Here is a 25,819-nt window from a genome sequence, read left to right on the forward strand (position 1 = left end):
TAACGCTGTTAAATTGTCAAGGTGGCTACGACACGTCTGGACCGCGCCAAGGTGGCGGGCGCCGCGCTCGACCTGCTGAACGAGACCGGGCTCGAAGGGCTGACCCTGCGCGCCATCGCGCAGCGCCTCGACGTCAAGGCACCCGCTCTGTACTGGCACTTCAAGGACAAGCAGGCGCTGCTCGACGAGATGGCGACCGAGATGACGCGGCGCATGAACGCGGAGGTCCTGACCGCCCCCGACCCCGACTGGCGCGCGGCGCTGACGCGCTCGATGCGCGGGCTCCGCGGTCACCTGCTGCGCTACCGCGACGGTGCCAAGGTCTTCAGCGGCACCCGCTTCACCGACCTGTCGTACGCGGCTCCGATGGAGGCCCGTCTGCGGACGCTCGTCGAGGCGGGGTTCGCCCCGGACGCGGCCGCGCGCGCCTGGTTCACCGCGTACAGCTACACCGTCGGGTACGTCATCGAGGAGCAGGCGTCGGGCCCCGACCCCGCGAGCGGCGAGGGGGGCTACGACCTGGCGGCCCGCGCCGAGCGCCTCGCCGCGTACCCCCTCGCGGCGGCCGCGGGCGAGGAGCTCTTCCGCGGCCGCGACCGCGGCTTCGACGAGGGTCTCGCGGCGGTCGTCGCGGGCATCGGGGTGACGCTCAGCGCTTCTGGGGCGCGAGGCGGCGGGTGAGTCCCGTACGGATCAAGGGAGTCAGCCACCCCTCCACGTACCGGTTCAGGAGCCAGGCGAGGGCCAGCATCGCGGTGACCGTCAGGGCGAGCGTCGCGTACGACGGCAGTCCGAGGCCCCGGTGCAGCGCCTCGACCGTCACCCAGCCCAGGTGCTCGTGCACCAGGTAGAAGGGGTACGTCAGCGCGCCCGCCACCGTCAGCCAGCGCCAGTCGGCCCACCGCAGGTGGCCGAGGGCGATCAGGAGCACCGCCGCGAAGCCCGCCGTGACGACCGCGATGATCCCCACCGAGGAGCGGTACGAGAAGAAGTCCGGGTCCGGCGCGTGCCACAGCCGGGCGACCGCGTAGTGCTGGCCGATCAGCCAGCTCACGCCCGTGATGCCCCACGCCGTGAGGTCGCGGCGGTCGCGGTGGAGGAGGTAGATGCCGATGCCGCCGACGAAGAACGGGGCGTACTCCGGCATCAGGACCAGGTCGAGCAGCGGCTCGTCGGCGGCCTCCGCGACGGCGGCGGCGAGCGTCCACACCGCGCAGAACAGCACCACCCGCGCACGGGTCGCGCCCGGCAGGACCACGCACAGCGCGAACAGCGCGTAAAAGCGCAGCTCGGCCCAGAGCGTCCAGCACACGCCCAACACCCGGTCCACGCCGAGCGGTTGCTGCAACATGGTGAGGTTCACCAGGGCATCACTGGGCGAGACCGCCTCGTAGGCGACCACGGGCAGCGCGAAGACCGCGGTGACCAGGACGATCGCCGCCCAGTAGGAGGGCAGGAGGCGGGAGGCCCGGGAGGCGAAGAAGGAGCGCAGGGGACGGCCCCAGCCGCTCATGCAGATGACGAAGCCGCTGATGACGAAGAAGATCTGCACGCCCAGGCAGCCGTACGCGAACCAGCCGCTGGCCGTGGGGAACTGGTCCCTCGGCGAGCTGCCCCACGCCTGGGCGATCTCGCCGTCACGGCCGCCGTAGTGATAGGCGGCGACCATGAGCGCGGCGACCAGACGGAGGCCGTCGAGGGCGCGCAGGCGGGGTCTGCCGCGGGGTGCCCGCGCGGTGGAGGGGATCGTGGACGTGGTGGTGCCCGCTCCCGGAGAGGGCTTCGGGAGCGTCGTGCCGGGAGAGGTCATCCGAGCGCGGTCCGCTTGAGCGAGCGCTGCACGGAGCGGGCGCGGCGGGCGACCCGGCGCACCGTGGCGTTGCGCGGGATGAAGGCCAGCTGCGAGGGCAGGGCGCCGGGCAGCGCGAGCGCGGTCAGACGGCGCCGCTTGAAGTAGCGGACCGTGCGCGGGCCGAGGCTGCGGGCTAGATAGCGCTCGGCGTCGGGGCGCAGCCGGGGGTAGATCTGCGGCTGCATCGCGAAGCCGACGGCCTTGAGGAGGTTCGTCAACTCGCCGATCCCCATGGCCGCTTCCTGCCCGGTGACCGCCGCGCGGTCGGTGAGCTCGGGCAGCAGGGCGTCGACGATCGTGACCGGGACGCGGTTGCTGTTCTGGTAGGGCGCGAGGCGTTCCAGGAGCAGGTCCGTGCCGGTGCGGGCCGCGGGCAGGCCGTAGAGCGCGGAGGCGGTGAGCAGGGCCGTGGAGAAGCAGCCGACGACGAGCGCGGGCCGCATCCGCTGGTAGAGCACCTCGGCGAGCACCGGCGTGTCGAGCACCGTCAGCTCGACGCCGATCGCCTCGGCCTCCTTCTCCAGGGCGCGCGACCAGCGGGCCGGCGCCGTGGGGTGGGGCTTGAACACCACGCGGGAGTGGCCGAGTTCGGCGGCGCCGCGCACCATGCGGATGTGCAGCTGCTCCTCCTCCTCGGGAGTGAGGATGTTCAGCGCGGAGAGGTACTGGCCGAGGACGAGGGCGGGCGCCTCGATGTCCGGCAGTTCCGTGGGCGACAACTCGGCCTCGTCGTCGGCGAGTTCGCGGAGCACCTTCACGAACGCCTCGGTCGGCACCACCTCCGGCGCGACGCCGAACTCCGTGAGCAGCAGCGGCGTGAGGCCCGGCACCAGGTCCAGATGGAGCAGGCGCCGCACGCGCGTGCCGACCAGCGGGTCGATCTTGTTGCGGGTGGGGCCGTAGCTCATCAGGCCGTCGGCGTAGACGTCCACGGGGGCGCCGGTGAAGATCTGCGCGAGGGCGAGCGCCGGGTTGACCTGGATCGACTCGACGGCCAGTTCGACGGCGTCGTCACCGAGGTCCCAGAGCAGCCGGACGTAGCGCTCCCACAGCACGACGTCGTCGCCGCGCGGGGCCCAACCACCCGGGTGGAAAGGGGAGATGGCCTCGTTCCAGGAGCGCACCTCGTCGAACCGGCCGCGCAGCCGCGCGAACCCCGGCATCGCGTCGAGCGCCGTCGCCGTCTCGGGCGTCGCCGCGTTGTTGCTGACCAGGAGGATGCGCCGGTCGGCGGGGCCGAAGCGGTCGGCGTCCAGGGCCGCGGCGAGCGTCGCCGCGCCGTACAGCGTGGACGCGAGGAAGATCTGCGTCGTGCGGGGCCTCGCCATTACGCGGCCACCTCCGCCGACACCGGGCGCCGGCGCAGCCTGCGCAGCCGGGTCGCCCGCTGGACGTCCATGGAGTCGAGCGCGTCGTCGAGAACGCCCTGCGGCATCCGCTTCAGCGCGGCCGCACTCATTGACTTCAATTTGCGCGCCACGGATGGCTCGAACCTTTCGATGGATCCCAAATGGTGGGAGATGATCGCACAGTAAGTGCGCACGGCCTTCGGCAGCAGTTTGTCCGCGTCCCTGTCGTCCGCCGTTTCCCGGACCACCTGGTCGAATGCCTTGATGAAATCGAGCTGGCGTACGTCGCCGATCTGTGTGAGGGACGAGGCGACACCGCGCCGGTAGAACACACCGAGAAGGCCCACCGCGGCGAAGGATTCGGCCTCGCGGTGCAGCCGCCAGATCCAGGGCCGGTCCTCCGCGGTGCGCAGGCCGTCGGTGAAGTGGAGCAGGCCCGCGTCGGCGAGCCTGCGGTGGTAGATGCCCGCCCAGGCGTACGCGTAGTCCACGGACGTCGACCGGTCGGCGGGCAGGATGACGTCGCGCGGGTTCATCACCTCGCCGCGCCTGCCGTGCGGGACGCGGTGGACCGAGCGGGCGCGCGCGGTGCACTGCACATGGTCGGTGCGCACGAAGTCGCAGCCCAACTCCTCGATGGACGCGAGGAGTTGCTCGTAGTATCCGGGCGCGAGCCAGTCGTCACCGTCCAGGAAGGTGAGGTACTCGCCGCGCGCCGCGTCCAGACCCGTGTTGCGGGCGGTCGCGAGGCCGCCGTTCGTCTCGTGTCTGAGGTGGACGGCGCCGGGGAGCTCGCGCGCGGCCCGCTCCAGGATGTCCGGCGTCTCGTCGCGCGAGCAGTCGTCGACGAGAATGAATTCGAAGTCGTCACGCGCGTTCGCGCGCAGACTCCTCAAGGTGTCGGGCGCGTATTGCTGCACGTTGTAGAACGGCACGATGACGGAGAGCTTAACCACGTGGGTGACGTTAGGTGTCGGCCCGTCATTCGTGTCGACCCGCAGTGGGATGTCAGGTGAACGACGTGTGGCGGAATGGTTAACCGGCCTTCCGAGAAGCCATTTCCCGAGCTGATTCGCCATTCGTCGGCATGCTGTTAACCGTTTGTTGCACCTGAGTTGGGCCGCGAATCGAAATGCCTTCCTAGCGTCTGGGACGTGCCAGCAAGCAACCGAAACCCGCTGCGGGTGGCCGTACTCGCCGATTCCGATACGCGATGGAAATGGGGCGCTCTCACCGCGAACCGCATCGTATCGGACAGTCGGCTCCATGGCTTCCTGCTCCGCGGCCGGGCCACCCCCACGCCCCGGCAGCTCGAAGAGGTGGGCGTGCGCGCGGACTCCCTGCGCGAGGTCACCGCCGTCGAGTTCCTGCGGGAGATGGAGCGGGAGGCCCCCGACGTGCTCGTCCTCGCCCTGGTGGGCGGGGCGGTCCAGGCGGTCCTGCACGGCCTCGCCCGCGTCACGCAGGACGCCCGCCTCACCGAAGGCGCGCGGCGCAGGCCCGTCGTCGTCACCGGTTACGTCGGCGTCGTCTACGAGAAGCTCGCCGACGGCCTCCTGCTGCGGCACGGCGCGGACGTCGTCCTCGCCAACTCCCGCCAGGACGCCGAGCGTTTCCGCGCGGTGTACGAAGGAGTGGGCGCCGACGCCTCCTCGGTGACGGAGGCCGCGCTGCCGTTCCTCGGCGGAGCCCCGTACGAGAAGCACGACCCGTACACCGTCGTCTTCGCCGCGCAGCCCTCCGTGCCCGAGACCGCCGCGCACCGCACCTACCTGCTGCGCCGCATCGTCGAGCACGCCCGGCTGCACCCCGACCGCGAGGTCCTGCTCAAGCTGCGCAGCAAGCCCGGCGAACACACCACGCACATCGAGGAGCTGCCCTACCAGAAGCTGGCGCAGCGCGTCGACGGCGGACTGCCCGCCAACTGCCGCCTCGTCTATGGGCACATGGGCGAGGTCCTGGACCGCACCGACCTCCTGGTCACCGTCTCCTCGACGGCCGCCCTGGAGTCCCTGCACCGGCGCATCCCCACCGCCGTCCTCACCGACCTCGGGGTGCGCGAGGCGCTCGGCAACCACCACTTCACCGGCTCCGGGTGCCTCGCCTCCTGGGACCAGCTGGACGCGGGCCACCTGCCGGTGCCCGACGAGAGGTGGCTGGCACGGCAGGGCGTCGCGGCCGACGGGGCGTACGAGAGGGCCTTCGACGAGGCGCGCGAGAAGGTCACGGGCCTCCTCGCCCAGCCCCAACTCCCGCCCCTGCGGCCCTACTACAGCCTCGAAACGGCCCGCGGCTATCTGCCCGGCATCCTCGCCCGCCACCACCTCGGCCCCGACGGCGCACCGCTGCCGGGCGCCCCCGTCGCCGACAAGGACCCCGGCCCCGTACGGCAGATCGTGCGCCGCGCGGCCCGCGGTGCCTACCGCCACGGGGTGCAGCGCGTGGCCCCCGTCATCCGGCGGATGGGCGAGCTGTGAGCGCCCCGCGCGCCGTGAACCCCCACCCCTCCCAAGGAGCCCCCATGCCCCAACCCGACCCAGCGGGCCCGCCGGTACGCCGCGTCCTCGCCGTCATCCCCGCCCGCGGCGGCTCCAAGGGCGTGCCCGCCAAGAACCTCGCCCCGGTCGGCGGCGTGCCCCTGGTGGCCCGCGCCATCCGCGAGTGCCTGGCCGCCCGGCTCGTCACGGACGTCGTGGTCTCCACCGACGACCACGTGATCGCCGAGGCCGCCCGCACCGCCGGCGCCGAAGTGGTCCTGCGCCCCGCCGCCATCGCCGGGGACACCGCGACCAGCGAGGCCGCCGTCCTGCACGCCATGGACGCCCACGAGGCCCTGCACGGCCACGCGGTGGACGTCGTCCTGCTCGTGCAGTGCACCAGCCCCTTCCTCACCCGCGAGGACATCGACGGGGTGGCGTCGGCGGTCGTGGAGAACGGCGCGGACACCGCCGTGACGGTCGCCCCCTTCCACGGCTTCATCTGGCGCGACGCGGCGGACGACGCCACGGACGAGGGCGCGGCCCTGGACGCGCGCCGCACGGACGCCGTGGGCGGCACCACCACCCTCGCCAACTCCACGCGCACCGGCGGCGGTTACGGCGTCAACCACGACAAGTCCTTCCGCCCGCGTCGCCAGGACCGCCCCCAGGACCTCCTGGAGACCGGCGCCGCCTACGCGATGGACGCGGCCGGGTTCCGCACCGAGAAGCACCGCTTCTTCGGCCGCACCGAGCCGGTCCGCACCGACCCGGCCCGCGTCCTGGAGGTCGACGACCCGCACGACCTCGCCCGCGCCCGCGCGCTCGCCCCCCTCTTCGACGAGGGCCGGGCGGACGCCCTTCCGACCGCCGCCGACATCGACGCGGTCGTCCTCGACTTCGACGGCACCCAGACCGACGACAGGGTGCTGATCGACTCCGAGGGACGGGAGTTCGTCTCCGTGCACCGCGGGGACGGCCTCGGCATCGCGGCCCTCCGGAAGAGCGGCCTGAACATGCTGATCCTGTCCACGGAACAGAACCCGGTCGTCGCCGCGCGCGCCAGGAAGCTCAAGCTTCCGGTCCTGCACGGCATCGACCGGAAAGACCTCGCACTGAAGCAGTGGTGCGAGGAGCAGGGCATCGCTCCCGAGCGCGTGCTCTACGTCGGCAACGACGTCAACGACCTCCCGTGCTTCGCCGTCGTCGGCTGGCCCGTGGCGGTCGCGAGCGCCCACGACGTCGTGCGCGGCGCAGCCCGCGCGGTCACCACCGTCCCCGGCGGTGAAGGCGCGATCCGAGAGATCGCCACCTGGATCCTCGGCCCCTCTCTCGACTCCCTCCACAGTTAAGGAATTTCCTGCCATGAGCACCATCACCTCCATCGGCGCCAACTCCCGCCTCCGCCGGTTCGGTTCGAAGACGGCCGGTCCCGGTCAGCCCGTGTACATCACCGGTGAGATCGGCATCAACCACAACGGCGACCTGGAGAACGCGTTCGCGCTCATCGACGTGGCCGCCGACGCCGGCTGCGACGCGGTGAAGTTCCAGAAGCGCACCCCGGAGATCTGCACCCCGCGCGACCAGTGGGACATCGAGCGCGACACCCCCTGGGGCCGCATGACGTACATCGACTACCGCCACCGCGTGGAGTTCGGTGAGTCGGAGTACCAGGCCATCAGCGAGCACTGCGCCAAGCGCGGCATCGACTGGTTCGCCTCCCCGTGGGACACCGAGGCCGTCGCCTTCCTGGAGAAGTTCGACCTGCCCGCCCACAAGGTCGCCTCCGCCTCGCTCACGGACGACGAGCTGCTCCGCGCCCTGCGCGCCACCGGCCGCACCATCATCCTGTCCACGGGCATGTCGACGCCGAAGCAGATCCGTCACGCGGTCGAGGTCCTCGGCAGCGACAACATCCTGCTGTGCCACGCCACGTCGACGTACCCGGCGAAGGCCGAGGAGCTCAACCTGCGCGTCATCAACACCCTGCAGCAGGAGTACCCGAACGTCCCGATCGGCTACTCCGGCCACGAGACGGGCCTGCAGACCACCCTCGCCGCGGTCGCCCTCGGCGCCACCTTCGTCGAGCGCCACATCACCCTCGACCGCGCCATGTGGGGCTCCGACCAGGCCGCCTCCGTCGAGCCGCAGGGCCTGACCCGCCTGGTCCGCGACATCCGCACCATCGAGGCGTCCCTCGGCGACGGCGTCAAGAAGGTCTACGAGTCGGAGCTCGGCCCGATGAAGAAGCTCCGCCGCGTCGCGGGCGTCGTCGCCGAGTCCGAGGCCACCGGGGACGAGGCCGCCGAGCCGGTCGCCGTCTGAGCGCCCACCGGTCACCGGGATACGGACATACGACGATGAGCCCCCGAGTCGGCCGAGCCGCCGACGTCACCGGCGCCACCGCCCCCTCCACGCTCGCCTTCGTGGAGAGCCCTGTTCAGCTGCTGAACGTACTGGAGTGGGCGCACGCCGCGGCCGCGACGGGCCCGACCGGGGGTCTCACCGTCGTCGTCCTCTCCCCGAACGACCCCATGACGCGCGGCCAGTTGCGCCGCATGGCGCAGCTCGCGCGCGACGAGGGCGTCGAGGTCCGCTGGGAGGAGGCGCGCGGCGGCGCGTCGGCCCCCTTCCACACGATCGGCGGCCTCGCGGGCGCGCTGCGCAGGGCCGACCGGATCGTCATCGGCGACCCGTTCTCGCGCTACGTACAGCTCCTCCTGACGATCACCCGGGCCCGCTCCCTGGTGGTCGTCGACGACGGCACGGCGACCATGGAGTTCATCTCCCAACTCGCCCGCGGCGAACGCCTCCAGCGCTGGCACCGCAAGGGCGGCCGCCCCGGCCCCCGAGACCTGGTCTTCGCCCCGGTCTCGGCCTCGGCGCGGCGGCGCCTGACACCCGGCGGCGCGCGCACGGTGGAGGTCTTCTCCGCCATGCCGATCGACAGCGCCCCCGAGGGCGTGACGATCACGGTCAACGCCTTCGCCTGGACCAGGGAGCGCTTCGGCCCGCCGCGGATCACCCGGGGCGCCGACCTGGTCGGCACGTCGCTGGTGGAGACGGGCGTCGTCGACCCGGACCGCTATGTCGACGCGGTCCGGGCCCTGTCCGCGGCGCACGGCGCCACCCGCTACTTCGCCCACCGCCGCGAGAGCGCGGAGAAGCTCCACCGGCTCGCGGTCGAGACGGGCCTGCAGGTGGTCCGCCCCGACCTGCCGCTCGAACTCATCGCCCGGCGCGGCCCCATCGGCCGCACCATCCTCAGCTTCCCCTCGACGGTCGTCCACACGCTGCCCCTCGCCCTCGCGGGCACGGAGGTCAAGGTGGCGGTCTGCGACATCGACCCGAGCTGGCTCACCGAGAACGCCTCACCGCGGGCTCAGGGCTTCCTGTCCGGGGTGACGGGCACGGCGCGGGACGTGCACCGGCTCACCTCGGTCATCACGGCTTCGGCAGGTAGTCGTCGAACCGCGGGGTCCCCGGCTCCGGGCTGAGCCGGGTGGCGCGGGTGATCAGGCCGACCGCCTGGTACCAGCCGGCCAGGAAGAGCAGGTCGAGGATCTCCGGCTGGGTGAACTCGGCGGTCAGGCGCGCCCACAGCGCGTCGTCCATCTCGCCGCCGTCACCGTGCATCGCGTCCGTCAACTCGACGAGCAGCCGGTCGCGTTCGGTGGTCCAGCACGGGTCGGTGCTCGCGCCGTGGGTGAGCGAGGTGATCTGCTCCTCGGTCAGCTCGGCCTTCGGCGCGAAGAAGGCGACGTGCACGGCCCACTCGTACTCGGCGCGGCACAGCGCGCAGACGCGGTCGATGACGATCTCCCGCTCGCGCATGCCGACCGTCAGCTTGTCGCCCAGCTGGTACGAGCCCCAGCCGTTCATCGCGTCGAGCATCGGGACGTTGTGCGCGAACATCCGGAAGAGCGCGAGGGGCTTCTGCCCCTCCGGCGTCATGCGCGCCAGGACTTCGGCGGCGTCCGGCGGGTAGGGCGGCTCCAAGGGCGGTATGCGGTCGGTGTCGGTCATCGGGTGCGTGTCTCCTGGGGTCGAGAGGTCGTCGGCTGCGAGTCGTCAGCTGTGATCCGCGAAGCGCTCCACGTACCTGCGCTGCCACGGGGTCTCCACCGCACGCCGGTCGTAGTGCGTGCGTACGTAGGAGACGGCCTCCGCCGCGGGCACGCCGTCGAGGGCGGCGACGCACGCGAGGGCCGTCCCGGTCCGTCCGCGCCCGCCGCCGCAGGCGAGCTCCACACGCTCTTCGGCCGACCGCTCCCACGCCTCGCGCAGCAGCCGCCGCGCCTGCTCCCGGTCGCTCGGCAGCCGGAAGTCGGGCCAGCGCAACCACCTCGATTCCCAGGGGACTTCGGGAGGCTCCTTGCCGAGCAGGTAGAAACCGACGCGGGGCACGTCCCCCTCCGGCAGCGGATGGCGCAGCCCACGCCCGCGGACGAGCCGCCCCGAGGGCAGCCGGAGGACGCCCGGGGCCGTGGGCTGCCAGGTGGCTGTCGTCGTGCCGTGGTCCTCGGTCATGGCGTGTCGGTGCTCCCGGTGCGTGGCGACGGTGGACGCCTCATTGTCACGCGGGGGACGACGCGGCGTACAAGATTTCGACGAGGCGACCGCGACGCCGACGGATGCCCCGGGAGCCACGGGCGTCACGGGCGTCACGTACGTCCCGTTCACCGACGGGGGACCTCGTGACGAGGAACCCCGGAGCTACCCTCTCCGCGTGGCGATCACGTACGCATGGCGAGGCGGTTTCGAGGACCCCGAGGTCAACGTCCTGCACGCCGAGGGCTTCGGGCATCCCCTGACGGACATCGAGTGGCGGGCACAGGTGGAGCGGCACAGCCTCGGCTGGGTCTGCGCGCGCACCGGGGAGGGGGAGCTGGCCGGGTTCGTGAACGTCGCCTGGGACGGCGGCGTGCACGCCTTCGTACTGGACACCGTCGTGGCAGGGCGGTGGCGGGGACGGGGCATCGGCGCCGCCCTCGTCGCGCGCGCCGCGGAGGGCGCGCGCGAGGCCCGCTGCGAGTGGCTGCACGTCGACTTCGACGACGAGCTGAGCGGCTTCTACTTCGAGGCATGCGGCTTCAAGAGTACGGCTGCGGGGCTCATCGCGCTGTGAGGCCGGCTGCGAGGGGAGGGGGCGCGGTGTTCTGACGCCGGTCCGGTTCACGGCTCCAGGGAACGGACCAGCACCGTCAGCCCCTCCGCGCTGCTCAGCCGTACGCCGGGACCCGCGGGTGCCACCGAGCCCCCGCCGTGCTCGCGCGCCCGTGCGACGACCCCGGCCAGGTCCGCGACGGCGACCGTCACCTCCCACCGCGAGGCCGCGTCGGTGTCGGTCGCGGGGAGGAAGTCGGCGAGGGCGAGCGGCTCGCCCGTCACCTCCGTGTAGAACTGCCGTGCCATGTCCGGCTGTTCGGAGGTGTGGGTCATGCGGTACGGGGCTCCCGGCGTGCCCGGCGGGACGCCCCACCCGGTGCCCTCCGGCCGCTGCCACAGGGCGAACGCGGCGCCCACCGGGTCGATCAGCACGGCGATGCGGCCCTGGTCGCCCGCGTCGAAGGGCGGGACGACGAGCCGCGCCCCGCGCTCGGTGGCGGCGGCCGCGCGGCGGTCGGCGTCGTCGGCCGCCAGGTAGGAGGCGATGTGGGCGGGTGTCCCCGGCGGATAGACGGGGTTCGCGAGGTCGCTCACGCCGCCGATCCGCCGGCCGCCGACCGCGATCTTCGTGGCCTTGCGCCAGTCGTCCTCGTCCACCGCGAAGTCCCAGCCCAGTACCGCCGAGAAGAAGGCGGCGGTGCCGGGCAGGTCACGGGTCTTGAGGTCCATCCAGCAGAACTCGTACGCGGTCTTCGCGGCATCGTCTCTGTCGTCACAGCGCTGCATGGGGTGAGAACGTGCTGGAGTGGATACCCGTTCCGGGTGGGCGGTGTGCCCTCGCCGACGGCGGCGCGCCGCGCCTCTTACAGGTGGCGGAAGCCATCCGCATCCCCCGTGATGGCATAAAAGTTTACCCATCGCGACCAAGGGTCATGCGCCACGCGGCCACAAATTCTTCCCCTATCGGGCTGAACTTTTGTTGATCGTGGGCCAGTTGGCCCGTACGTCGCCTTACCCTTCAGAGGGTGAACCAACTGATGTCCCGTGCGTCCGAAGAGGTGTCCGACGACGTGTCCGGAACGGAGTCCGCTCCCGCGGAAACGCTTCCCGGCGCGCTGCCCGAAGCGCTGCGCGCCGAACTCGTCGCCTTCCGACGCGACTTGCACATGCACCCCGAGCTCGGCAACCAGGAGTTCCGTACGACCGCGGCCATCAAGGCCCGGCTCGAGGAGGCGGGCCTCGCGCCCCGTGTGCTCGCCATCGGCACGGGGCTCGTCTGTGACATTGGTACCTGGGACGGGGTGCGGCCCATGCTGGCCCTGCGCGCCGACATCGACGCGCTGCCCATCCCCGACACCAAGACCGGTGTGCCGTACCGCTCCACCGTGCCCGACCGCGCCCACGCCTGCGGACACGACGTGCACACCACCGTCGTCCTGGGCGCCGGGCTCGTCCTCGCCGAGCTGGCGAAGCAGGGCCGGCTGCCCTTTCCGGTGCGGCTCGTCTTCCAGCCCGCGGAGGAGGTCCTGCCGGGCGGCGCGGCCGACGCCATCAAGGAAGGCGTCCTCGACGGCGTAGGGAAGATCATCGCCGTGCACTGCGACCCCCGCGTCGACGCGGGCCGCATCGGCCTGCGGAACGGCCCCATCACGTCCGCCTGCGACCGCCTGGAGGTCTCGCTCGACGGGCCCGGCGGGCACACCGCGCGCCCGCACCTCACCACCGACCTCGTCACCGCCGTGGCCAGGGTCGCCACCGAGGTCCCCGCCCTGGTCGGCCGCCGCGCCGACGCCCGCTCGGGCCTCTCGGTGACCTGGGGCCGCATCGAGGCGGGCCACGCCTGCAACGTCATCCCGCAGCACGCCGAGCTCTCCGGCACCGTGCGCTGCCTCGACCTGAAGGCCTGGCGGGACGCGCCCGACCTGGTGCACGGCGCGGTCCAGGAGGTCGCCGACCTCTACCGCGCCAAGTCCGAGATCAACTACGTGCGCGGGGTGCCGCCCGTCGTCAACGACGCCGCGGTCACCGACCTGCTGCGGGACGCCATGACCGCGCGGCGCGGCCCGCTCTCCGTCGAGGACACTGAGCAGAGCCTCGGCGGCGAGGACTTCTCCTGGTACCTGGAGCACGTGCCCGGCGCCATGGCCCGGCTCGGCGTGCGCAGGCCGGGGGAGCGCGCCGTCCGCGACCTCCACCAGGGGGACTTCGACGCGGACGAGTCCGCCATCACCGTGGGCGTCGAACTCTTCACCGCCGCCGCCTTGTTGGACGCGAGGCTCTAGCGGCGACGCGGGACTCCAGCGCCGCCGAAGGGCGAAAGAGCCGGTTGTGTCCGCCCCGTTCACGCGGACGCAATCGGCTCCCGCCAGGAATAGCACGAAGAGGTAACGGCACCTGGAGAAACCGTTCCCCTCCCTTTCTACGCGCGTTAATGTGCGCCGAAATCAGCGCCGTGCGCGGCGCGTTGGGGATCAAGGGGTGCTTCCTGTGCGTCGTCTCTCTCGGAAATCTCGACCATCTGGTGAATCGCGGCCCCGTGCATCACGGCCGTCGCGTACGCGGAAAACTCACGCCACCCGTCTCGCCGCGGCCCTCGCCGTCCTCGCCCTCGCCGCGGCCGGCTGCGGCAAGACGAGCAACGAGGCGTCACAGGACGACGACAAGGACAAGGACAAGGGCTCGGCGGGCTCGTCGTACGACGACAAGGGCATCGGCCTGGCCTACGACATCGGCGGGAAGGGCGACCAGTCCTTCAACGACGCGGCGTACGCGGGCTTTTCGAAGGCCCGCAAGGACTTCAAGATCGGCGGCGTGGACATGGAGCCGGGCGACGGCGAGTCCGGCGCCGACAAGAACCAGCGCATCGAGCAGCTCGCCAAGCAGGGCTACAACCCCGTCGTCGGGGTCGGCTTCGTCTACGCGCCCGCGGTGGAGGCCGCCGCGAAGAAGTACCCGAACACCACCTTCGGGATCATCGACGACAACACCGTGAAGGCGGACAACGTCGCCGACCTGGTCTTCCACGAAGAGGAAGGCTCCTATCTCGCGGGCGTCGCCGCAGCCAAGGCGAGCAAGAACGAACACATCGGATTTGTGGGGGGCGTGGACATTCCGCTCATCCACAAATTCGAGGCGGGATTCGTGCAGGGCGCGAAGTCCGTCAACCCGAAGATCAAAATCGAGAAGCGGTATCTGACCGAGAAGCCCGAGGAGGGCGGATTCTCCAGCCCGGACCGGGGACAGAACGCCACGAGCGGACAGATCGAGGCGGGCGCCGACGTCATCTACCACGCCGCGGGGCTCTCGGGGCAGGGCGTCATCCAGGAGGCGGGCTCGAAGAAGGTCTGGGCGATCGGCGTCGACTCCGACCAGTACCGGCAGAAGGCCCTCGCCAAGTACAAGGACTACATCCTCGGCTCGGCCCTCAAGGACGTCGGCGGCGCGGTGTACGACCTGACGAAGTCGGTCGTCGAGGGCGACCCGATGACGGGCGAGCAGCGCTACGACCTCAAGTCGGGCCGCGTCGGCTTCTCCGACTCCAACCCGAGGTACACCGCGATGAAGGACGTCGTCGCCGCCGTGGAGAAGGCCAGGAAGGACATCGTCAGCGGCAAGGTGAAGGTGCGGACGACTCCCTGACGACCCCGCGAAACGCCCTCATAGGAGAGGTCCGTCGGGACCGTCCCGAGTTGTACGTACCACCCCCGCTCGGGTTGTACGTATTACGTGGATCAAGGTTTTACGTAGCACTCCTTCTGCCGCCTGGGCGCCCCCTGTTGAAGGGGGCGCCTTTGGCGTGTTCTCACCCCTGACATCCGCCGTACGCCCCGTGGCCACAGCTCGATAACGGACCGGACAGAAGGGTTCTTATGTCAGGTCTACGCGCGTTACGCTGCGGCGAAATCGGCGCCGGGTGAGGCGCCCGTACGTGCTTGTACTTGCTTGTGCTTGCTTGACTCAAGGAGTTCGTCTCTATGCGCCGGGTGTCTCGAATAGCTGTCGCGGGCGCCGCGACCGCCGCGCTTGCCGTAACCGTCTCCGCCTGTGGTGGCACGTCCAGCGACGCCGCCGCGAGCAAGGACGACAAGAACAAGGGCGTCGCCATCGCCTACGACGTCGGCGGCGCCGGCGACCAGTCCTTCAACGACGCCGCGACCGTCGGCATGAAGAAGGCCGCCAAGGAGTTCAAGACCGGCGAGAAGGCCGTCGAGCCCGTCGACGGCGAGTCGGACGCCGACAAGACCCAGCGCCTGACGCAGCTCGCCAAGCAGGGCTACAACCCGGTCATCGGTGTCGGCTACGCCTACGCGCCCGCCATCAAGGAGGTCTCGGAGCAGTTCCCGAAGACCACCTTCGGCATCGTCGACGACGAGACCGTCAAGGCCGACAACGTCTCGGACCTGGTCTTCAGCGAGCAGGAGGCGTCCTACCTCGCGGGCGTCGCCGCCGCCAAGGCCTCCAAGTCGAAGACCGTCGGCTTCGTCGGCGGCGTGGACGTGCCCCTCATCCACAAGTTCGAGGCGGGCTTCGCGCAGGGCGTCAAGGACACCGACCCCAAGGTCAAGGTCGTCAAGCAGTACCTGACCGAGAAGGCCGAGGACGGCGGCTTCTCCAGCCCCGACAAGGGCAAGACCGCCGCGCAGGGCCAGATCGAGAAGGGCGCCGACGTGGTCTACCACGCCGCCGGTCTCTCCGGTCAGGGCGTCATCGAGGCCGCCGCCGCCAAGAAGGTCTGGGCGATCGGCGTCGACTCCGACCAGTACAAGCAGGACGCCCTCGCCAAGTACAAGAAGTACATCCTGACTTCGGCGACCAAGGACGTCGCGGGCTCCGTCTACAACCTCGCGAAGGCCGTGGAGGAGGGCAACGCCAAGGGCGGCGTCGTCCGCGCCGACCTCAAGTCCGGCGGTGTCGCGCTCGCCGAGTCGAACCCCGAGTTCATGAAGATGAAGGACGTCCAGGCCGCCCTGGAGAAGGCCGAGGCCGGCATCAAGGACGGCAAGATCAAGGTCAAGACCGCGCCGTAACGGCGTCGGCGGGCCGCTCGGCGGACTGGTCGGCGGACCGATCCGACTGCCGTGACGGCAGCGTGATTCTCGTGCGACGGGGTGTGGGGGACGATGGTTCACCCGCGCCCCGTTCGCGCGGACCACACCCCAACTTTCCGCGAGAGCCGGAAAGTTCGGACCCATCAGGGACTTTCCGGACCGCGGAACGTCCCCCCGGGGAGTGTCCCGTCCAGGAACCTCCCCTCGTAGCAGGGGCACTGCGCGCGTAGGCGGCCCCTTTCCCTCAGGCCCTTCAGGCCTTCCGGCCCCCGAGGAGAGTGCGCCATCGACGCGTCCACCAGCCCTCCGCCCACCGCCAAGGCGTCAACCGCCCGCGGTGGCACCGCCGTTGAGCTCAGCGGCATCACCAAGCGCTTCCCGGGCGTCGTGGCCAACCACGACATCCACCTCGCCGTCCGCAAGGGCACCGTGCACGCCCTGGTCGGTGAGAACGGAGCGGGCAAGTCGACCCTGATGAAGATCCTCTACGGCATGCAGAAGCCGGACGAGGGCACCATCACCGTCGACGGCGAACAGGTCGCCTTCTCCAGCCCCGCGGACGCCATCGCCCGCGGCATCGGCATGGTGCACCAGCACTTCATGCTCGCCGACCAGCTGACCGTCCTGGAGAACATCGTCCTCGGCAGCGAGAAGCTGCACGGCATCGGCGGCGCGGCCCGCCGCGCGATCGCGGAGATCTCCGACCGCTACGGCCTCGGCGTGCGCCCCGACGCGTACGTGGAGGACCTCGGCGTCGCCGACCGGCAGCGCGTGGAGATCCTCAAGGTCCTCTACCGCGGCGCCACCACGCTGATCCTCGACGAGCCCACGGCCGTGCTCGTGCCGCAGGAGGTCGACGCGCTCTTCGACAACCTCCGCGAACTCAAGTCCGAGGGCCTGTCCGTCATCTTCATCTCGCACAAGCTCGGTGAAGTCCTCTCCGTCGCCGACGACATCACGGTCATCCGGCGCGGCACGACCGTCGGCACGGCGATCCCGTCGCGGACGACGCCGCGCCAGCTCGCCGAGCTGATGGTCGGCAGCGAACTGCCCACTCCCGAGACGGCGGAGTCGACGGTCACCGACCGCGCGATGATCCAGGTCGAGGGCCTCAAGCTGCTCGCCGACGGCGAGTCGGGCCGCGCGCTGCTCGACGACATCTCCTTCACGATCCACGAGGGCGAGGTCCTCGGCATCGCGGGCGTCGAGGGCAACGGCCAGACCGAGCTGATCGACGCCCTCATCGGCCTCAAGCACGCCGACTCCGGTGTGATCCGCATGGCCGGCGAGGACATCACGGGACACCCCACGCGCAAGCGGCGCGAGGACGGCATCGGCTACATCCCCGAGGACCGCCACCGCCACGGCCTCCTCCTGGAGTCCCCGCTGTGGGAGAACCGCATCCTCGGCCACGTCACCGAGAAGCCCAACGCGAAGGGCTTCTGGCTGGACCCCAAGGGAGCCCAGGCCGACACCCGCCGCATCGTCGAGGAGTACGACGTCCGTACCCCCGGCATCGACGTGACGGCCGCGTCGCTGTCCGGCGGCAACCAGCAGAAGCTGATCGTCGGCCGCGAGATGAGCCACAAGCCGCGCTTCCTCATCGCCGCCCACCCCACCCGCGGCGTGGACGTCGGCGCGCAGGCGCAGATCTGGGACCAGATCCGCGAGGCCCGCCGCGAAGGCCTTGCCGTGCTGCTGATCTCCGCGGACCTGGACGAACTGATCGGTCTCTCCGACACCCTCCGCGTGATCTACCGCGGACGGCTCGTCGCGGACGCCGACCCGGCCACCATCACGCCCGAGGAGCTCGGTTCGGCGATGACGGGCGCGGCCTCCGGCCACCTCGAGCACGTAGAAGAAGGCCCGGAAACTCCGGAGGACGAGGCCCGATGAAGAAGTTCGACAAGGAGCGCCTGCTCCTCGCGGTGGCCGGACCGGTCATCGCGCTGATCGCGGCCGTGGCGCTGACCTCGGTCGTGCTCCTCGCCTCGGGCAAGAGCCCGATCGAGCCGTACACCCTGATGCTGGAGCAGGCCACCTTCTCCGACGTCCAGGTCCTGATCATCAACCAGGCCGGGATGTACTACCTGGCGGCCCTCGCGGTGGCCATCGGCTTCCGCATGAACCTGTTCAACATCGGTGTGGACGGCCAGTACCGGCTCGCCGCGATGGTCACCGCCGTCGTCGGCGCGCACATCGCGCTGCCGTCCTTCCTGCAGATCCCGATGCTCATGCTGGTCGCCATGCTCACCGGCGCCTTCTGGGCCGGCATCGCGGGCATCCTGAAGACCACGCGCGGCGTCAGCGAGGTGGTCGCCACGATCATGCTCAACGCCATCGCGACGAGCGTGATCGCCTACCTCACCCTGACCGAGAACTTCGGCGTCCCGGTCGGCAACAACCAGACCACCGGCGTGATGGAGAAGTCCGGCTGGTTCCCCGGCATCAAGGTGGCGGGCGGCGAGATCTACGGCTTCGTGGTGATCGCGGCCCTCGCGGGCGTCCTGTACTGGCTGGTCCTCAACCGCACCCGGTTCGGCTTCGACCTGCGCGCCACCGGCGCCTCCGAGTCGGCCGCCGCGGCCAGCGGTGTCAACGCCAAGCGCATGGTGCTCAGCGCGATGCTGATCTCCGGTGCGGTCTCGGGCCTCGCGGGCCTGCCGATCCTGCTCGGCGACACCCACACCTACAGCCTCTCCTTCCCCGCGGGCCTCGGCTTCACCGCCATCGGCATCGCCCTCCTCGGCCGCAACAACCCGGTCGGCATCGCCTTCGCCGCACTGCTCTGGGCCTTCCTCGACAAGGCGTCGCCCGCCCTCGACTACGCCCAGCCGGAGCCGTACGACAAGGAGATCGCGGTGATCATGCAGGGCCTCATCGTGATCGCGGTCGTCGTCTCCTACGAGGCCGTGCGCCGCTGGGGCCTCAGCCGCCAGCAGCAGCGCGTCGGCGAGGAACTGGCCGCCGCCGCACGGGCCAAGGCCCCCGGTGCCGCCAACGGCAACAACGGCAACAACGACCCCGTGAAGGAGGTGGCTGCCCGATGAGCACGGCAACCGTCGCCAAGCCCTCGGCCAAGCAGCCCGCGCCGGGCCGCCGCCGCGTCTCGCTCCCCGTCCTGCTGCTGATCATCGCGGGCGTCCTGGTGCTGACCTCCGTGGTCCGCATGATCACCGGCGCCGACGGCATCACCTCCACCGGTCAGATGTCGACGGCCCTCCAACTCGCCGTGCCGATCGGCCTTGCGGGCCTCGGCGGCCTGTGGGCCGAGCGCGCGGGCGTGGTCAACATCGGCCTCGAGGGCATGCTGATCCTCGGCACCTGGTTCGGCGCCTGGGCCGGCTTCCAGTGGGGCCCGTGGGTGGGCGTCCTGTTCGGTGTCCTCGGCGGCGCGCTCGGCGGTCTGCTGCACGCGATCGTGACGGTCACCTTCAACGTCAACCACATCGTCTCCGGTGTGGCCCTCAACATCCTGGCCCTGGGCGCCACGCGTTACCTCTCCACCTTCGCCTTCGAGGGCGAGGAGGGCGGTACGTCGAAGCAGTCGCCGCCCGTCGAGTCGCTCGGCACCTTCTCCGTGCCGGGGCTCTCCGACTGGCTCTCCGACCTCAACGGCAAGCACTGGTTCCTGGTCTCGGACCTCGCGGGCCTGCTCGGCGGTCTGATCACCAACCTCTCCCCGCTCACCGTCGTCGCCGTCGCGATGATCCCGCTGAGCTGGTGGATCCTGTGGCGCACGTCGTTCGGCCTGCGCCTGCGGTCCTGCGGCGAGAACCCGATCGCCGCCGAGTCGCTCGGCGTCAACGTCTACAAGTACAAGTACCTGGCCGTGGTCATCTCCGGCGGCCTCGCGGGCCTCGGCGGCGCCTTCCTCTCGCTGGTCGCCTCCAACATCTACCTGGAGGGCCAGACCGGCGGCCGCGGCTACATCGGCCTCGCCGCGATGATCTTCGGCAACTGGATGCCGGGCGGACTCGCGCTCGGCGCGGGCCTGTTCGGTTACACCGACAGCCTGAAGCTCCGGGGTGGCGGCACGAACGTGCACGCGCTCCTGCTGCTCCTGGCCATCCTGCTGGTCATCGGCGCGATCTACCTGGCCTGGCGCAAGCGGTACGTCCCCGCGGTGATCACCGCGGCCGTCTCCGCGCTGATGTTCCTGTGGTACGGCTTGACCGACGAGGTGCCCAACCAGGTCGTCACCGCGACTCCGTACGTGGTGACCCTGCTGGTCCTCTCGCTCTCCGCCCAGCGGCTGCGGATGCCGAAGGCGGACGGAATGCCGTACCGAAAGGGACAGGGCAAGTGACGACTGCTGCCGCGGACACCGACTGGCACATCCTCCGGGAGGCCGCGCGCGAGGCCATGTCCCGTGCGTACGCGCCCTATTCCGGATTTCCGGTCGGCGCCGCGGCGCTGGTCGACGACGGCAGGACCGTCTCCGGCTGCAACGTGGAGAACGCCTCCTACGGCCTCGGCCTGTGCGCCGAGTGCGGCCTGATCTCGCAGCTCCAGCTGACGGGCGGCGGCCGCCTCACGCACTTCACCTGCGTGGACGGCAAGGGCGACATCCTGATGCCGTGCGGCCGCTGCCGCCAGCTGCTCTACGAGTTCGGCGGCGCGGAGCTCCTCCTGGAGACGCCGTCGGGGATCCGGACCCTGGGCGACATGCTCCCCGACGCGTTCGGCCCGCAGCACCTCAACTGACGTACGGCCCCCTCCCGTTGCCCGGCAGCGGACGGGGGCCGTCTTCAACCCACGGCTCTATGCGCGTAGAGTCGCGACGTAATCGCATATGTACGCCGCTGTACTGCTGGAAGGACTTGCCATGGACGTCATCTCCGTCATCCGCACCAAGCGCGACCGGGGCGAGCTCAGCGACGAGCAGATCGACTGGGTCATCGACGCGTACACGCGCGGCGCGGTCGCCGACGAGCAGATGTCGGCCCTCGCGATGGCGATCCTGCTGAACGGCATGAACCGCAGGGAGATCGCCCGCTGGACCGCCGCGATGATCGCGTCCGGCGAGCGCATGGACTTCTCCTCCCTGTCCCGCCCCACGGCGGACAAGCACTCCACGGGCGGTGTCGGCGACAAGATCACGCTGCCGCTCGCCCCGCTGGTCGCCGCGTGCGGCGCGGCCGTGCCGCAGCTGTCGGGTCGCGGCCTCGGCCACACCGGCGGCACCCTCGACAAGCTGGAGGCCATCCCCGGCTGGCGCGCCCTGCTCTCCAACGAGGAGATGCTGAGCGTCCTCGACGGCGTCGGCTCGGTCATCTGCGCGGCGGGCGACGGCCTCGCCCCCGCCGACAAGAAGCTCTACGCCCTGCGCGACGTGACCGGCACGGTGGAGGCGATCCCCCTGATCGCTTCCTCGATCATGTCCAAGAAGATCGCCGAGGGCACGGACTCGCTGGTCCTGGACGTGAAGGTCGGCACCGGCGCCTTCATGAAGAACCTCGACGACGCCCGCGAACTGGCCTCCACGATGGTCGAGTTGGGTACGGACAGCGGGGTGCGCACGGTCGCGCTCCTGACGGACATGTCGACCCCGCTCGGCCTGACGGCGGGCAACGCCCTCGAAGTGCGCGAGTCGGTGGAGGTGCTGGCGGGCGGCGGTCCGGCCGACGTCGTCGAACTCACCCTCGCCCTGGCCCGCGAGATGCTGGACGCGGCGGGCCTGAAGGACGCCGACCCCGCGAAGGCCCTCGCGGACGGCTCCGCGATGGACGTGTGGCGCCGGATGATCGCGGCTCAGGGCGGCGACCCGGACGCGAAGCTGCCGGTGGCCCGCGAGACGCATGTCGTGACGGCGCCGTCCTCCGGCGTCCTGACCCGCCTCGACGCGTACGACGTCGGCGTCGCGGCGTGGCGCCTGGGCGCGGGGCGTGCGCGCAAGGAGGACGTGGTGCAGGCGGGGGCGGGCGTCGAACTCCACGCGAAGCCGGGGGCGGCAGTCGTCGCGGGCCAGCCCCTGCTGACCCTGCACACGGATACGCCGGAGCGGTTCGCGTACGCCCTCCAGTCGCTGGAGGGGGCGTACGACATCGCTGCCGCGGGGACGGGCTTCTCGGCGACGCCGACGGTCCTGGGCCGCATCGGCTGAGAGCTCGGCCGGTGGTGCGGTGCGCCGACTGCGGGTGTGTTCGTGGCTGATCGCGCAGTTCCCCGCGCCCCTCACGGGCTCCGGGGCTCCGCCCCAGGAGCCCGTCCCACCGATGAGTTCTGCCCGACCGGCCGGTCAACCCTGCGTGGCTGCTGACGAAGAGAACCTCATCCGAATCGAGGGCCCTCTGGGTCCGGACGACATCCCGCGCCTGAGCGAGCGGGTGGCCGCCGCCCGCCACGGGCCCGGTGGTGACGCCGACGTCATCTGCGACGTCGCCGCCGTCACCACCGCCGACCTGACCACCGTCGAGGCCATCGCCCGCATGCAGCTGGCCGCCCGCAGGGCGGGGAGCCGGATCCGCCTCAGGAATCCCACCCCCGCCCTGCTGGCCCTGCTCGGGCTCGTCGGCCTCGTCGAACTCCTCGGCCTAGTCGTCGAGATGGAGGGGTACCCCGAACAGCGGGAACCACCGCTGGGTGTCCAGGAAGCAGTGGAAGCCGGCGATACGGCCTTCTGAGATCTCGATGACCTGGATCGACCAGGGCATGAAGCCGCCCTTGTCGGGGTCGGGCTTGTACTGCGCGAAGCCCGGCGTGCCGTTCACGTTCACCGGCAGGAGGCGGCCGTTGGCGCACGGGGCGCCCATCGTCGACATGAAGCCCGTGATGTCCGCGGTGCCGCGCAGCCAGAGGTCGAACGGCGGCATCGTCATGACGGCGTCCTCGGCGAGCAGCGCGGTGAGCGCCGCCATGTCATAGCCCTCGAAGGCGGCGACATAGCGGTCGAGGAGCTTCTGCTGCTCCTCGTCCAGCGGGTCGGAGACCGCCGTGTCGTCCTCGGGCCGCTCGGCGAGGGTGGCGCGGGCCCGCTGCAGCGCGCTGTTCACCGAGGCGACCGAGGTGTCGATCAGCTCGGCGACCTCGCTGGCCTTCCACGCGAGCACCTCGCGCAGGATCAGCACCGCCCGCTGCTTGGGCGGCAGGTTCTGCAGGGCGGCGACGAAGGCCAGGCGCACCGACTCCTTGGCGACCGCCGCCTCGGCGGGGTCGCCGATGCTCGGCAGCACCCGGGCGTCCGGCATCGGCTCCAGCCAGGTGTTGTCCGGGCGGGGGGTGAGCGCCGCCTGGGCCAGCGGGGCGGCGGCGGTCAGGTCCATGGGGCGCGCGCGGCGGTTGCCGGCGTTCAGCATGTCCAGGCAGACGTTCGTCGCGATGCGGTACAGCCACGAGCGGACGCTGGAGCGGCCCTCGAACTTCTCGAAGCTGCGCCAGGCGCGCACCATCGTGTCCTGCACGGCGTCCTCGGCCTCGAAGGCCGAACCCAGCATCCGATAGCAGTACCCGGTCAGTTCGACCCGGTGCTTCTCCAGCGTGACGTCCAGATCGGTCGTCGTCCCTGCGGCGTCGCTCATCCCAACCCACCCCTGCGATTCCGAGAAGGGCCCGAGAGTGGGGCCCGACACTTCGGAAGCTACAGGAGCCCACTGACAACGGCCCCCGGAGTGGGGAAAACAGCAGGTCGAAATCAGTGCGCGGCGGCCACGACGCCGCGCCGTTCCCGCCCCCGCGCGGCGTGCGAGCCCCACACCGTGATCGACACGACGCCGAGCACCGCGAGGATCCCGAGGCCCACCGTCCCGGCCCAGCCGCCCGCGTGGAAGGCGACCGCGCCGAGCGTGCCGCCCGCGCTGGAGCCGAGGTAGTACGCGGACTGGTAGAGCGCGGACGCCTGGGCCCGCCCGGTGGTGGCCGTCCGGCTCACGGACGAGGACGCCACCGCGTGCCCCGCGAAGAACCCGGCGGTGATCAGCACGAGCCCGAGCAGCACGAGCACCAGCGAGGCCGAGAGCGAGAGCAGCAGCCCGCCCGCCGTCGTGCTCACCGCCAGGTACAGCGCACCGCGCCGCCCGAGCCGCGCCACGAGCCTGCCGGCCGCCGCGGAGGAGACCGTACCGACGAGGTAGACGAGGAAGATCGAGCCGATGACGCCCTGGGGGAGCGAGAACGGCGCCTCGGTGAGGCGGTATCCGATCACCGTGTAGACCGCGCCGAAGACGGTCATGAACAGCGCCCCGATCGCGTACAGGCGGCACAGGAGCGGGTTCGACAGATGCGTACGCACCGTACGCGCAAGGGACTTGGGGCTGAGCGTGCCGGGCGTGAAGTGCCGCGGCGCGGGCAGCAGCGCGCGGAACGCGAGGGCGCACAGCACCGCGACGACGCCGACGACCCCGACCGCCACGCGCCAGCCCCAGGCCTGCGCGACCCAGCCGGTGACGATGCGCCCGCTCATGCCGCCGATGGAGTTGCCCGCCACGAACATGCCGATCGCGGCGACAAGGGCCTTGGGCCGCACCTCCTCGGCGAGGAACGCCATCGCGGACGCCGGAAGCCCGGCGAGGGCCGCGCCCTGCACGGCGCGCAGCGCGATCAGCACCTCGACCGACGGGGCGAAGGGCACGACGAGCCCCACCGCGACCGCGACGGCCAGGGACGCGGTCATCACCGCGCGCCGCCCGAAGCGCTCGCTGAGCGCGCTGAGCGGAAGGACGAGGAGGGCCAGTGCGCCCGTGGCCGCCGACACCGTCCAGCTGGCCGTGCTCGCGCTCACGCCGAAGTCGGCGGAGACGAGGGGGAGGAGGGCCTGCGTGGAGTAGAGGAGGGCGAAGGTGGCGACGCCCGCGAGGAAGAGCGCGAAGCTCATGCGGCGGTAGCCGGGCCCGCCGGGGGTCAGGCGTGTGTCGGTGGAGGGGGAGGGCGGGGTGAGGGCGACCGCATGGGTGGCGGACGCCCCGCTACTGGCAGGAGGCATGTCCAAGAACGTACGGCCGGTTTTTTGATGCGTCCAATGCATGGAAACGCCATAATCGTTCCCATGCAGCATCAGCAGAGGCCACAGCCGCGCCTGTCACAGAACAGTGACGCGGAGGACATCGTGACGCTGCTCGCGCCCCGCCTCGCGTACTTCGCGGGCGTCGCCCGCACCGAGCACGTCACACGCGCCGCGCAGGAGATGCACGTCCCTCAGTCGACGCTCTCCCGCGCCCTCGTGCGCCTGGAACGGGACCTCGGCGTCGACCTGTTCGCGCGCCGCGGCCGCACCGTCTCGCTGACCCCGGCGGGCCGCACCTTCCTCGCCTCGGTGGAGCGGGCGCTCGGCGAGGTGGAGCGGGCCGCCGAGTCGGTGCGGGCGGACGCCGACCCGGCCTCCGGCAAGGTCGCCTTCGGCTTCCTGCACACCATGGGCTCGGAGACCGTGCCGGGGCTGATCCGCGCCTTCCGCGCCGATCACCCGCGCATCCGCTTCAGCCTCGTGCAGAACTACGGCGAGGCGATGATCGAGCGGCTGCGCGCGGGCGAGCTGGACCTCTGCCTCACCTCGCCCGTGCCGGACGCCCCCGACCTGGTCGCCCGCCGCCTGGACGAACAGCGCCTGCGCCTGGTCGTCCCCGACGACCACCGCCTCGCGTCCCGCAAGCGCGTCCGCCTCGCCGAGGCCGCCGACGAGGCGTTCGTGACCCTGGAGCCCGGGTACGGCCTGCGGCGCATCACGGACGACCTCTGCCAGGAGGCGGGCTTCAAGCCCCGCGTCGCCTTCGAGGGCGAGGAGGCGGAGACCCTGCGCGGCCTGGTCGCGGCGGGCCTGGGCGTGGCCCTCCTGCCCCCACCGGCCGTGCCCCGCCCGGGAGTCGTGGAACTGACGGTCACGGGCCAGCGGGCGGTGCGCGAGATCGGCGTCGCCTGGCTGGACGGTCACCCGGACACGCCCCCGGTGGCGGCGTTCAAGAAGTTCCTGCTGAGCAGAAAGGGAAAGCTGCTCCCACAGGCAGATGTCAGCCCGTCCGGCGTTTGAGGACGAACTCGGCGAAGCCGGTG

The 25,819-nt window shown here is 71.3% G+C and carries 24 protein-coding genes; 16 read left to right on the plus strand and 8 right to left on the minus strand.

Features of this window, described 5'->3' with window-relative positions; genetic code table 11:
* Nucleotides 1-12: 12 nt before the first annotated feature.
* The gene (locus ACZ4D5_RS18500; RefSeq protein ID WP_467773589.1) at nt 13-681 is read left to right on the plus strand and encodes a TetR/AcrR family transcriptional regulator C-terminal domain-containing protein; all 669 of its coding nucleotides are present in this window, start codon (nt 13-15) and stop codon (nt 679-681) included.
* Here ACZ4D5_RS18500 and ACZ4D5_RS18505 read toward each other — a convergent pair.
* From ACZ4D5_RS18505 to ACZ4D5_RS18515, 3 genes are read right to left on the minus strand one after another with little or no spacing between them, the layout of a single operon-like run.
* On the minus strand, nt 650-1,810 hold the full coding sequence (locus tag ACZ4D5_RS18505) for an acyltransferase family protein (RefSeq protein ID WP_467773405.1): 1,161 nt from the start codon (nt 1,808-1,810) through the stop codon (nt 650-652). The genes ACZ4D5_RS18500 and ACZ4D5_RS18505 overlap by 32 nt on opposite strands.
* A complete protein-coding gene (locus tag ACZ4D5_RS18510; protein ID WP_467773406.1) occupies nt 1,807-3,180 on the minus strand; it encodes a polysialyltransferase family glycosyltransferase in 1,374 nt (457 codons plus the stop codon). Before ACZ4D5_RS18510 ends, ACZ4D5_RS18505 begins: the two co-directional genes overlap by 4 nt.
* Entirely contained in the window at nt 3,180-4,157 is a 978-nt protein-coding gene (locus ACZ4D5_RS18515) for a glycosyltransferase family 2 protein (protein WP_467773407.1), read from the minus strand. The genes ACZ4D5_RS18510 and ACZ4D5_RS18515 overlap by 1 nt, the downstream gene beginning before the upstream one ends.
* Nucleotides 4,158-4,355: 198 nt before the next feature.
* On the opposite strand from ACZ4D5_RS18515, the gene ACZ4D5_RS18520 reads away from it, so the two are divergent.
* Genes ACZ4D5_RS18520 through ACZ4D5_RS18535 form a run of 4 tightly spaced genes read left to right on the plus strand, consistent with a single transcriptional unit; the run spans nt 4,356 to nt 9,175 of the window.
* Nucleotides 4,356-5,678, plus strand: coding sequence for a DUF6716 putative glycosyltransferase (locus tag ACZ4D5_RS18520; protein WP_467773408.1), 1,323 nt, complete (start codon nt 4,356-4,358; stop codon nt 5,676-5,678).
* A gap of 44 nt (nt 5,679-5,722) precedes the next feature.
* Entirely contained in the window at nt 5,723-7,030 is a 1,308-nt protein-coding gene (locus tag ACZ4D5_RS18525; RefSeq protein ID WP_467773409.1) for a cytidylyltransferase domain-containing protein, read from the plus strand.
* Between the two features lie 13 nt (nt 7,031-7,043).
* Entirely contained in the window at nt 7,044-8,003 is a 960-nt protein-coding gene (locus ACZ4D5_RS18530; RefSeq protein WP_467773410.1) for an N-acetylneuraminate synthase family protein, read from the plus strand.
* A 35-nt stretch (nt 8,004-8,038) separates the two neighbouring features.
* Nucleotides 8,039-9,175 carry a hypothetical protein gene (locus ACZ4D5_RS18535; protein ID WP_467773411.1) on the plus strand — a complete coding sequence of 379 codons (1,137 nt, stop codon included), beginning with the start codon at nt 8,039-8,041 and terminating at the stop codon, nt 9,173-9,175.
* On the opposite strand, the gene ACZ4D5_RS18540 is transcribed toward ACZ4D5_RS18535, so the two are convergent.
* Together ACZ4D5_RS18540 and ACZ4D5_RS18545 are read right to left on the minus strand one after the other, a co-directional pair.
* The gene (locus ACZ4D5_RS18540) at nt 9,123-9,704 is read right to left on the minus strand and encodes a carboxymuconolactone decarboxylase family protein (protein ID WP_467773412.1); all 582 of its coding nucleotides are present in this window, start codon (nt 9,702-9,704) and stop codon (nt 9,123-9,125) included. The two genes, ACZ4D5_RS18535 and ACZ4D5_RS18540, sit on opposite strands and share 53 nt — an antisense overlap.
* A 45-nt stretch (nt 9,705-9,749) precedes the next feature.
* Nucleotides 9,750-10,208, minus strand: coding sequence for a protein-tyrosine phosphatase family protein (locus tag ACZ4D5_RS18545; protein WP_467773413.1), 459 nt, complete (start codon nt 10,206-10,208; stop codon nt 9,750-9,752).
* Between the two features lie 199 nt (nt 10,209-10,407).
* Between ACZ4D5_RS18545 and ACZ4D5_RS18550 the strand changes: the two genes are divergently transcribed.
* A complete protein-coding gene (locus ACZ4D5_RS18550) occupies nt 10,408-10,806 on the plus strand; it encodes a GNAT family N-acetyltransferase (RefSeq protein ID WP_467773414.1) in 399 nt (132 codons plus the stop codon).
* Between the two features lie 47 nt (nt 10,807-10,853).
* On the opposite strand, the gene ACZ4D5_RS18555 is transcribed toward ACZ4D5_RS18550, so the two are convergent.
* On the minus strand, nt 10,854-11,573 hold the full coding sequence (locus ACZ4D5_RS18555) for a VOC family protein (RefSeq protein ID WP_467773415.1): 720 nt from the start codon (nt 11,571-11,573) through the stop codon (nt 10,854-10,856).
* Between the two features lie 251 nt (nt 11,574-11,824).
* Between ACZ4D5_RS18555 and ACZ4D5_RS18560 the strand changes: the two genes are divergently transcribed.
* The 9 genes from ACZ4D5_RS18560 to ACZ4D5_RS18600 all read left to right on the plus strand — a co-directional run bounded on the left by ACZ4D5_RS18560 (nt 11,825) and on the right by ACZ4D5_RS18600 (nt 22,461).
* A complete protein-coding gene (locus ACZ4D5_RS18560) occupies nt 11,825-13,069 on the plus strand; it encodes a M20 family metallopeptidase (RefSeq protein WP_467773590.1) in 1,245 nt (414 codons plus the stop codon).
* Between the two features lie 205 nt (nt 13,070-13,274).
* The gene (locus ACZ4D5_RS18565; RefSeq protein ID WP_467773416.1) at nt 13,275-14,426 is read left to right on the plus strand and encodes a BMP family lipoprotein; all 1,152 of its coding nucleotides are present in this window, start codon (nt 13,275-13,277) and stop codon (nt 14,424-14,426) included.
* A 335-nt stretch (nt 14,427-14,761) separates the two neighbouring features.
* Entirely contained in the window at nt 14,762-15,814 is a 1,053-nt protein-coding gene (locus ACZ4D5_RS18570) for a BMP family lipoprotein (RefSeq protein WP_467773417.1), read from the plus strand.
* 306 nt (nt 15,815-16,120) lie between these two features.
* A complete protein-coding gene (locus ACZ4D5_RS18575; RefSeq protein ID WP_467773591.1) occupies nt 16,121-17,731 on the plus strand; it encodes an ABC transporter ATP-binding protein in 1,611 nt (536 codons plus the stop codon).
* Entirely contained in the window at nt 17,728-18,885 is a 1,158-nt protein-coding gene (locus ACZ4D5_RS18580; protein WP_467773418.1) for an ABC transporter permease, read from the plus strand. Before ACZ4D5_RS18575 ends, ACZ4D5_RS18580 begins: the two co-directional genes overlap by 4 nt.
* Nucleotides 18,882-20,144 carry an ABC transporter permease gene (locus ACZ4D5_RS18585; protein ID WP_467773419.1) on the plus strand — a complete coding sequence of 421 codons (1,263 nt, stop codon included), beginning with the start codon at nt 18,882-18,884 and terminating at the stop codon, nt 20,142-20,144. The genes ACZ4D5_RS18580 and ACZ4D5_RS18585 overlap by 4 nt, the downstream gene beginning before the upstream one ends.
* Nucleotides 20,141-20,542 (plus strand): cytidine deaminase, encoded by a 402-nt coding sequence (locus ACZ4D5_RS18590; RefSeq protein ID WP_467773420.1) that lies wholly within the window; start codon nt 20,141-20,143, stop codon nt 20,540-20,542. Before ACZ4D5_RS18585 ends, ACZ4D5_RS18590 begins: the two co-directional genes overlap by 4 nt.
* Before the next feature lie 121 nt (nt 20,543-20,663).
* Nucleotides 20,664-21,941, plus strand: coding sequence for a thymidine phosphorylase (locus tag ACZ4D5_RS18595; protein WP_467773421.1), 1,278 nt, complete (start codon nt 20,664-20,666; stop codon nt 21,939-21,941).
* A gap of 145 nt (nt 21,942-22,086) precedes the next feature.
* Entirely contained in the window at nt 22,087-22,461 is a 375-nt protein-coding gene (locus ACZ4D5_RS18600; protein ID WP_467773422.1) for an STAS domain-containing protein, read from the plus strand.
* On the opposite strand, the gene ACZ4D5_RS18605 is transcribed toward ACZ4D5_RS18600, so the two are convergent.
* Together ACZ4D5_RS18605 and ACZ4D5_RS18610 are read right to left on the minus strand one after the other, a co-directional pair.
* Nucleotides 22,372-23,355: a sigma-70 family RNA polymerase sigma factor gene (locus ACZ4D5_RS18605; RefSeq protein WP_467773423.1), complete on the minus strand. Its 984-nt coding sequence runs from the start codon at nt 23,353-23,355 to the stop codon at nt 22,372-22,374. The genes ACZ4D5_RS18600 and ACZ4D5_RS18605 overlap by 90 nt on opposite strands.
* A gap of 113 nt (nt 23,356-23,468) precedes the next feature.
* Entirely contained in the window at nt 23,469-24,755 is a 1,287-nt protein-coding gene (locus tag ACZ4D5_RS18610; protein ID WP_467773424.1) for an MFS transporter, read from the minus strand.
* A 63-nt stretch (nt 24,756-24,818) separates the two neighbouring features.
* Between ACZ4D5_RS18610 and ACZ4D5_RS18615 the strand changes: the two genes are divergently transcribed.
* On the plus strand, nt 24,819-25,796 hold the full coding sequence (locus tag ACZ4D5_RS18615) for a LysR family transcriptional regulator (RefSeq protein ID WP_467773425.1): 978 nt from the start codon (nt 24,819-24,821) through the stop codon (nt 25,794-25,796).
* Nucleotides 25,797-25,819: the final 23 nt, after the last annotated feature.

Source organism: Streptomyces sp. NPDC025651 (assembly GCF_055558735.1).

Coding starts and splice junctions, on each gene's coding strand:
- ACZ4D5_RS18580 (WP_467773418.1), top strand. CDS start 17,728: ATGAAGAAGTTCGACAAGGAGCGCCTGCTCCTCGCGGTGGCCGGACCG.
- ACZ4D5_RS18525 (WP_467773409.1), top strand. CDS start 5,723: ATGCCCCAACCCGACCCAGCGGGCCCGCCGGTACGCCGCGTCCTCGCC.
- ACZ4D5_RS18530 (WP_467773410.1), top strand. CDS start 7,044: ATGAGCACCATCACCTCCATCGGCGCCAACTCCCGCCTCCGCCGGTTC.
- ACZ4D5_RS18545 (WP_467773413.1), bottom strand. CDS start 10,208: ATGACCGAGGACCACGGCACGACGACAGCCACCTGGCAGCCCACGGCC.
- ACZ4D5_RS18585 (WP_467773419.1), top strand. CDS start 18,882: ATGAGCACGGCAACCGTCGCCAAGCCCTCGGCCAAGCAGCCCGCGCCG.
- ACZ4D5_RS18505 (WP_467773405.1), bottom strand. CDS start 1,810: ATGACCTCTCCCGGCACGACGCTCCCGAAGCCCTCTCCGGGAGCGGGC.
- ACZ4D5_RS18555 (WP_467773415.1), bottom strand. CDS start 11,573: ATGCAGCGCTGTGACGACAGAGACGATGCCGCGAAGACCGCGTACGAG.
- ACZ4D5_RS18610 (WP_467773424.1), bottom strand. CDS start 24,755: ATGCCTCCTGCCAGTAGCGGGGCGTCCGCCACCCATGCGGTCGCCCTC.
- ACZ4D5_RS18570 (WP_467773417.1), top strand. CDS start 14,762: ATGCGCCGGGTGTCTCGAATAGCTGTCGCGGGCGCCGCGACCGCCGCG.
- ACZ4D5_RS18510 (WP_467773406.1), bottom strand. CDS start 3,180: ATGGCGAGGCCCCGCACGACGCAGATCTTCCTCGCGTCCACGCTGTAC.
- ACZ4D5_RS18540 (WP_467773412.1), bottom strand. CDS start 9,704: ATGACCGACACCGACCGCATACCGCCCTTGGAGCCGCCCTACCCGCCG.
- ACZ4D5_RS18595 (WP_467773421.1), top strand. CDS start 20,664: ATGGACGTCATCTCCGTCATCCGCACCAAGCGCGACCGGGGCGAGCTC.
- ACZ4D5_RS18535 (WP_467773411.1), top strand. CDS start 8,039: ATGAGCCCCCGAGTCGGCCGAGCCGCCGACGTCACCGGCGCCACCGCC.
- ACZ4D5_RS18605 (WP_467773423.1), bottom strand. CDS start 23,355: ATGAGCGACGCCGCAGGGACGACGACCGATCTGGACGTCACGCTGGAG.
- ACZ4D5_RS18615 (WP_467773425.1), top strand. CDS start 24,819: ATGCAGCATCAGCAGAGGCCACAGCCGCGCCTGTCACAGAACAGTGAC.
- ACZ4D5_RS18560 (WP_467773590.1), top strand. CDS start 11,825: ATGTCCCGTGCGTCCGAAGAGGTGTCCGACGACGTGTCCGGAACGGAG.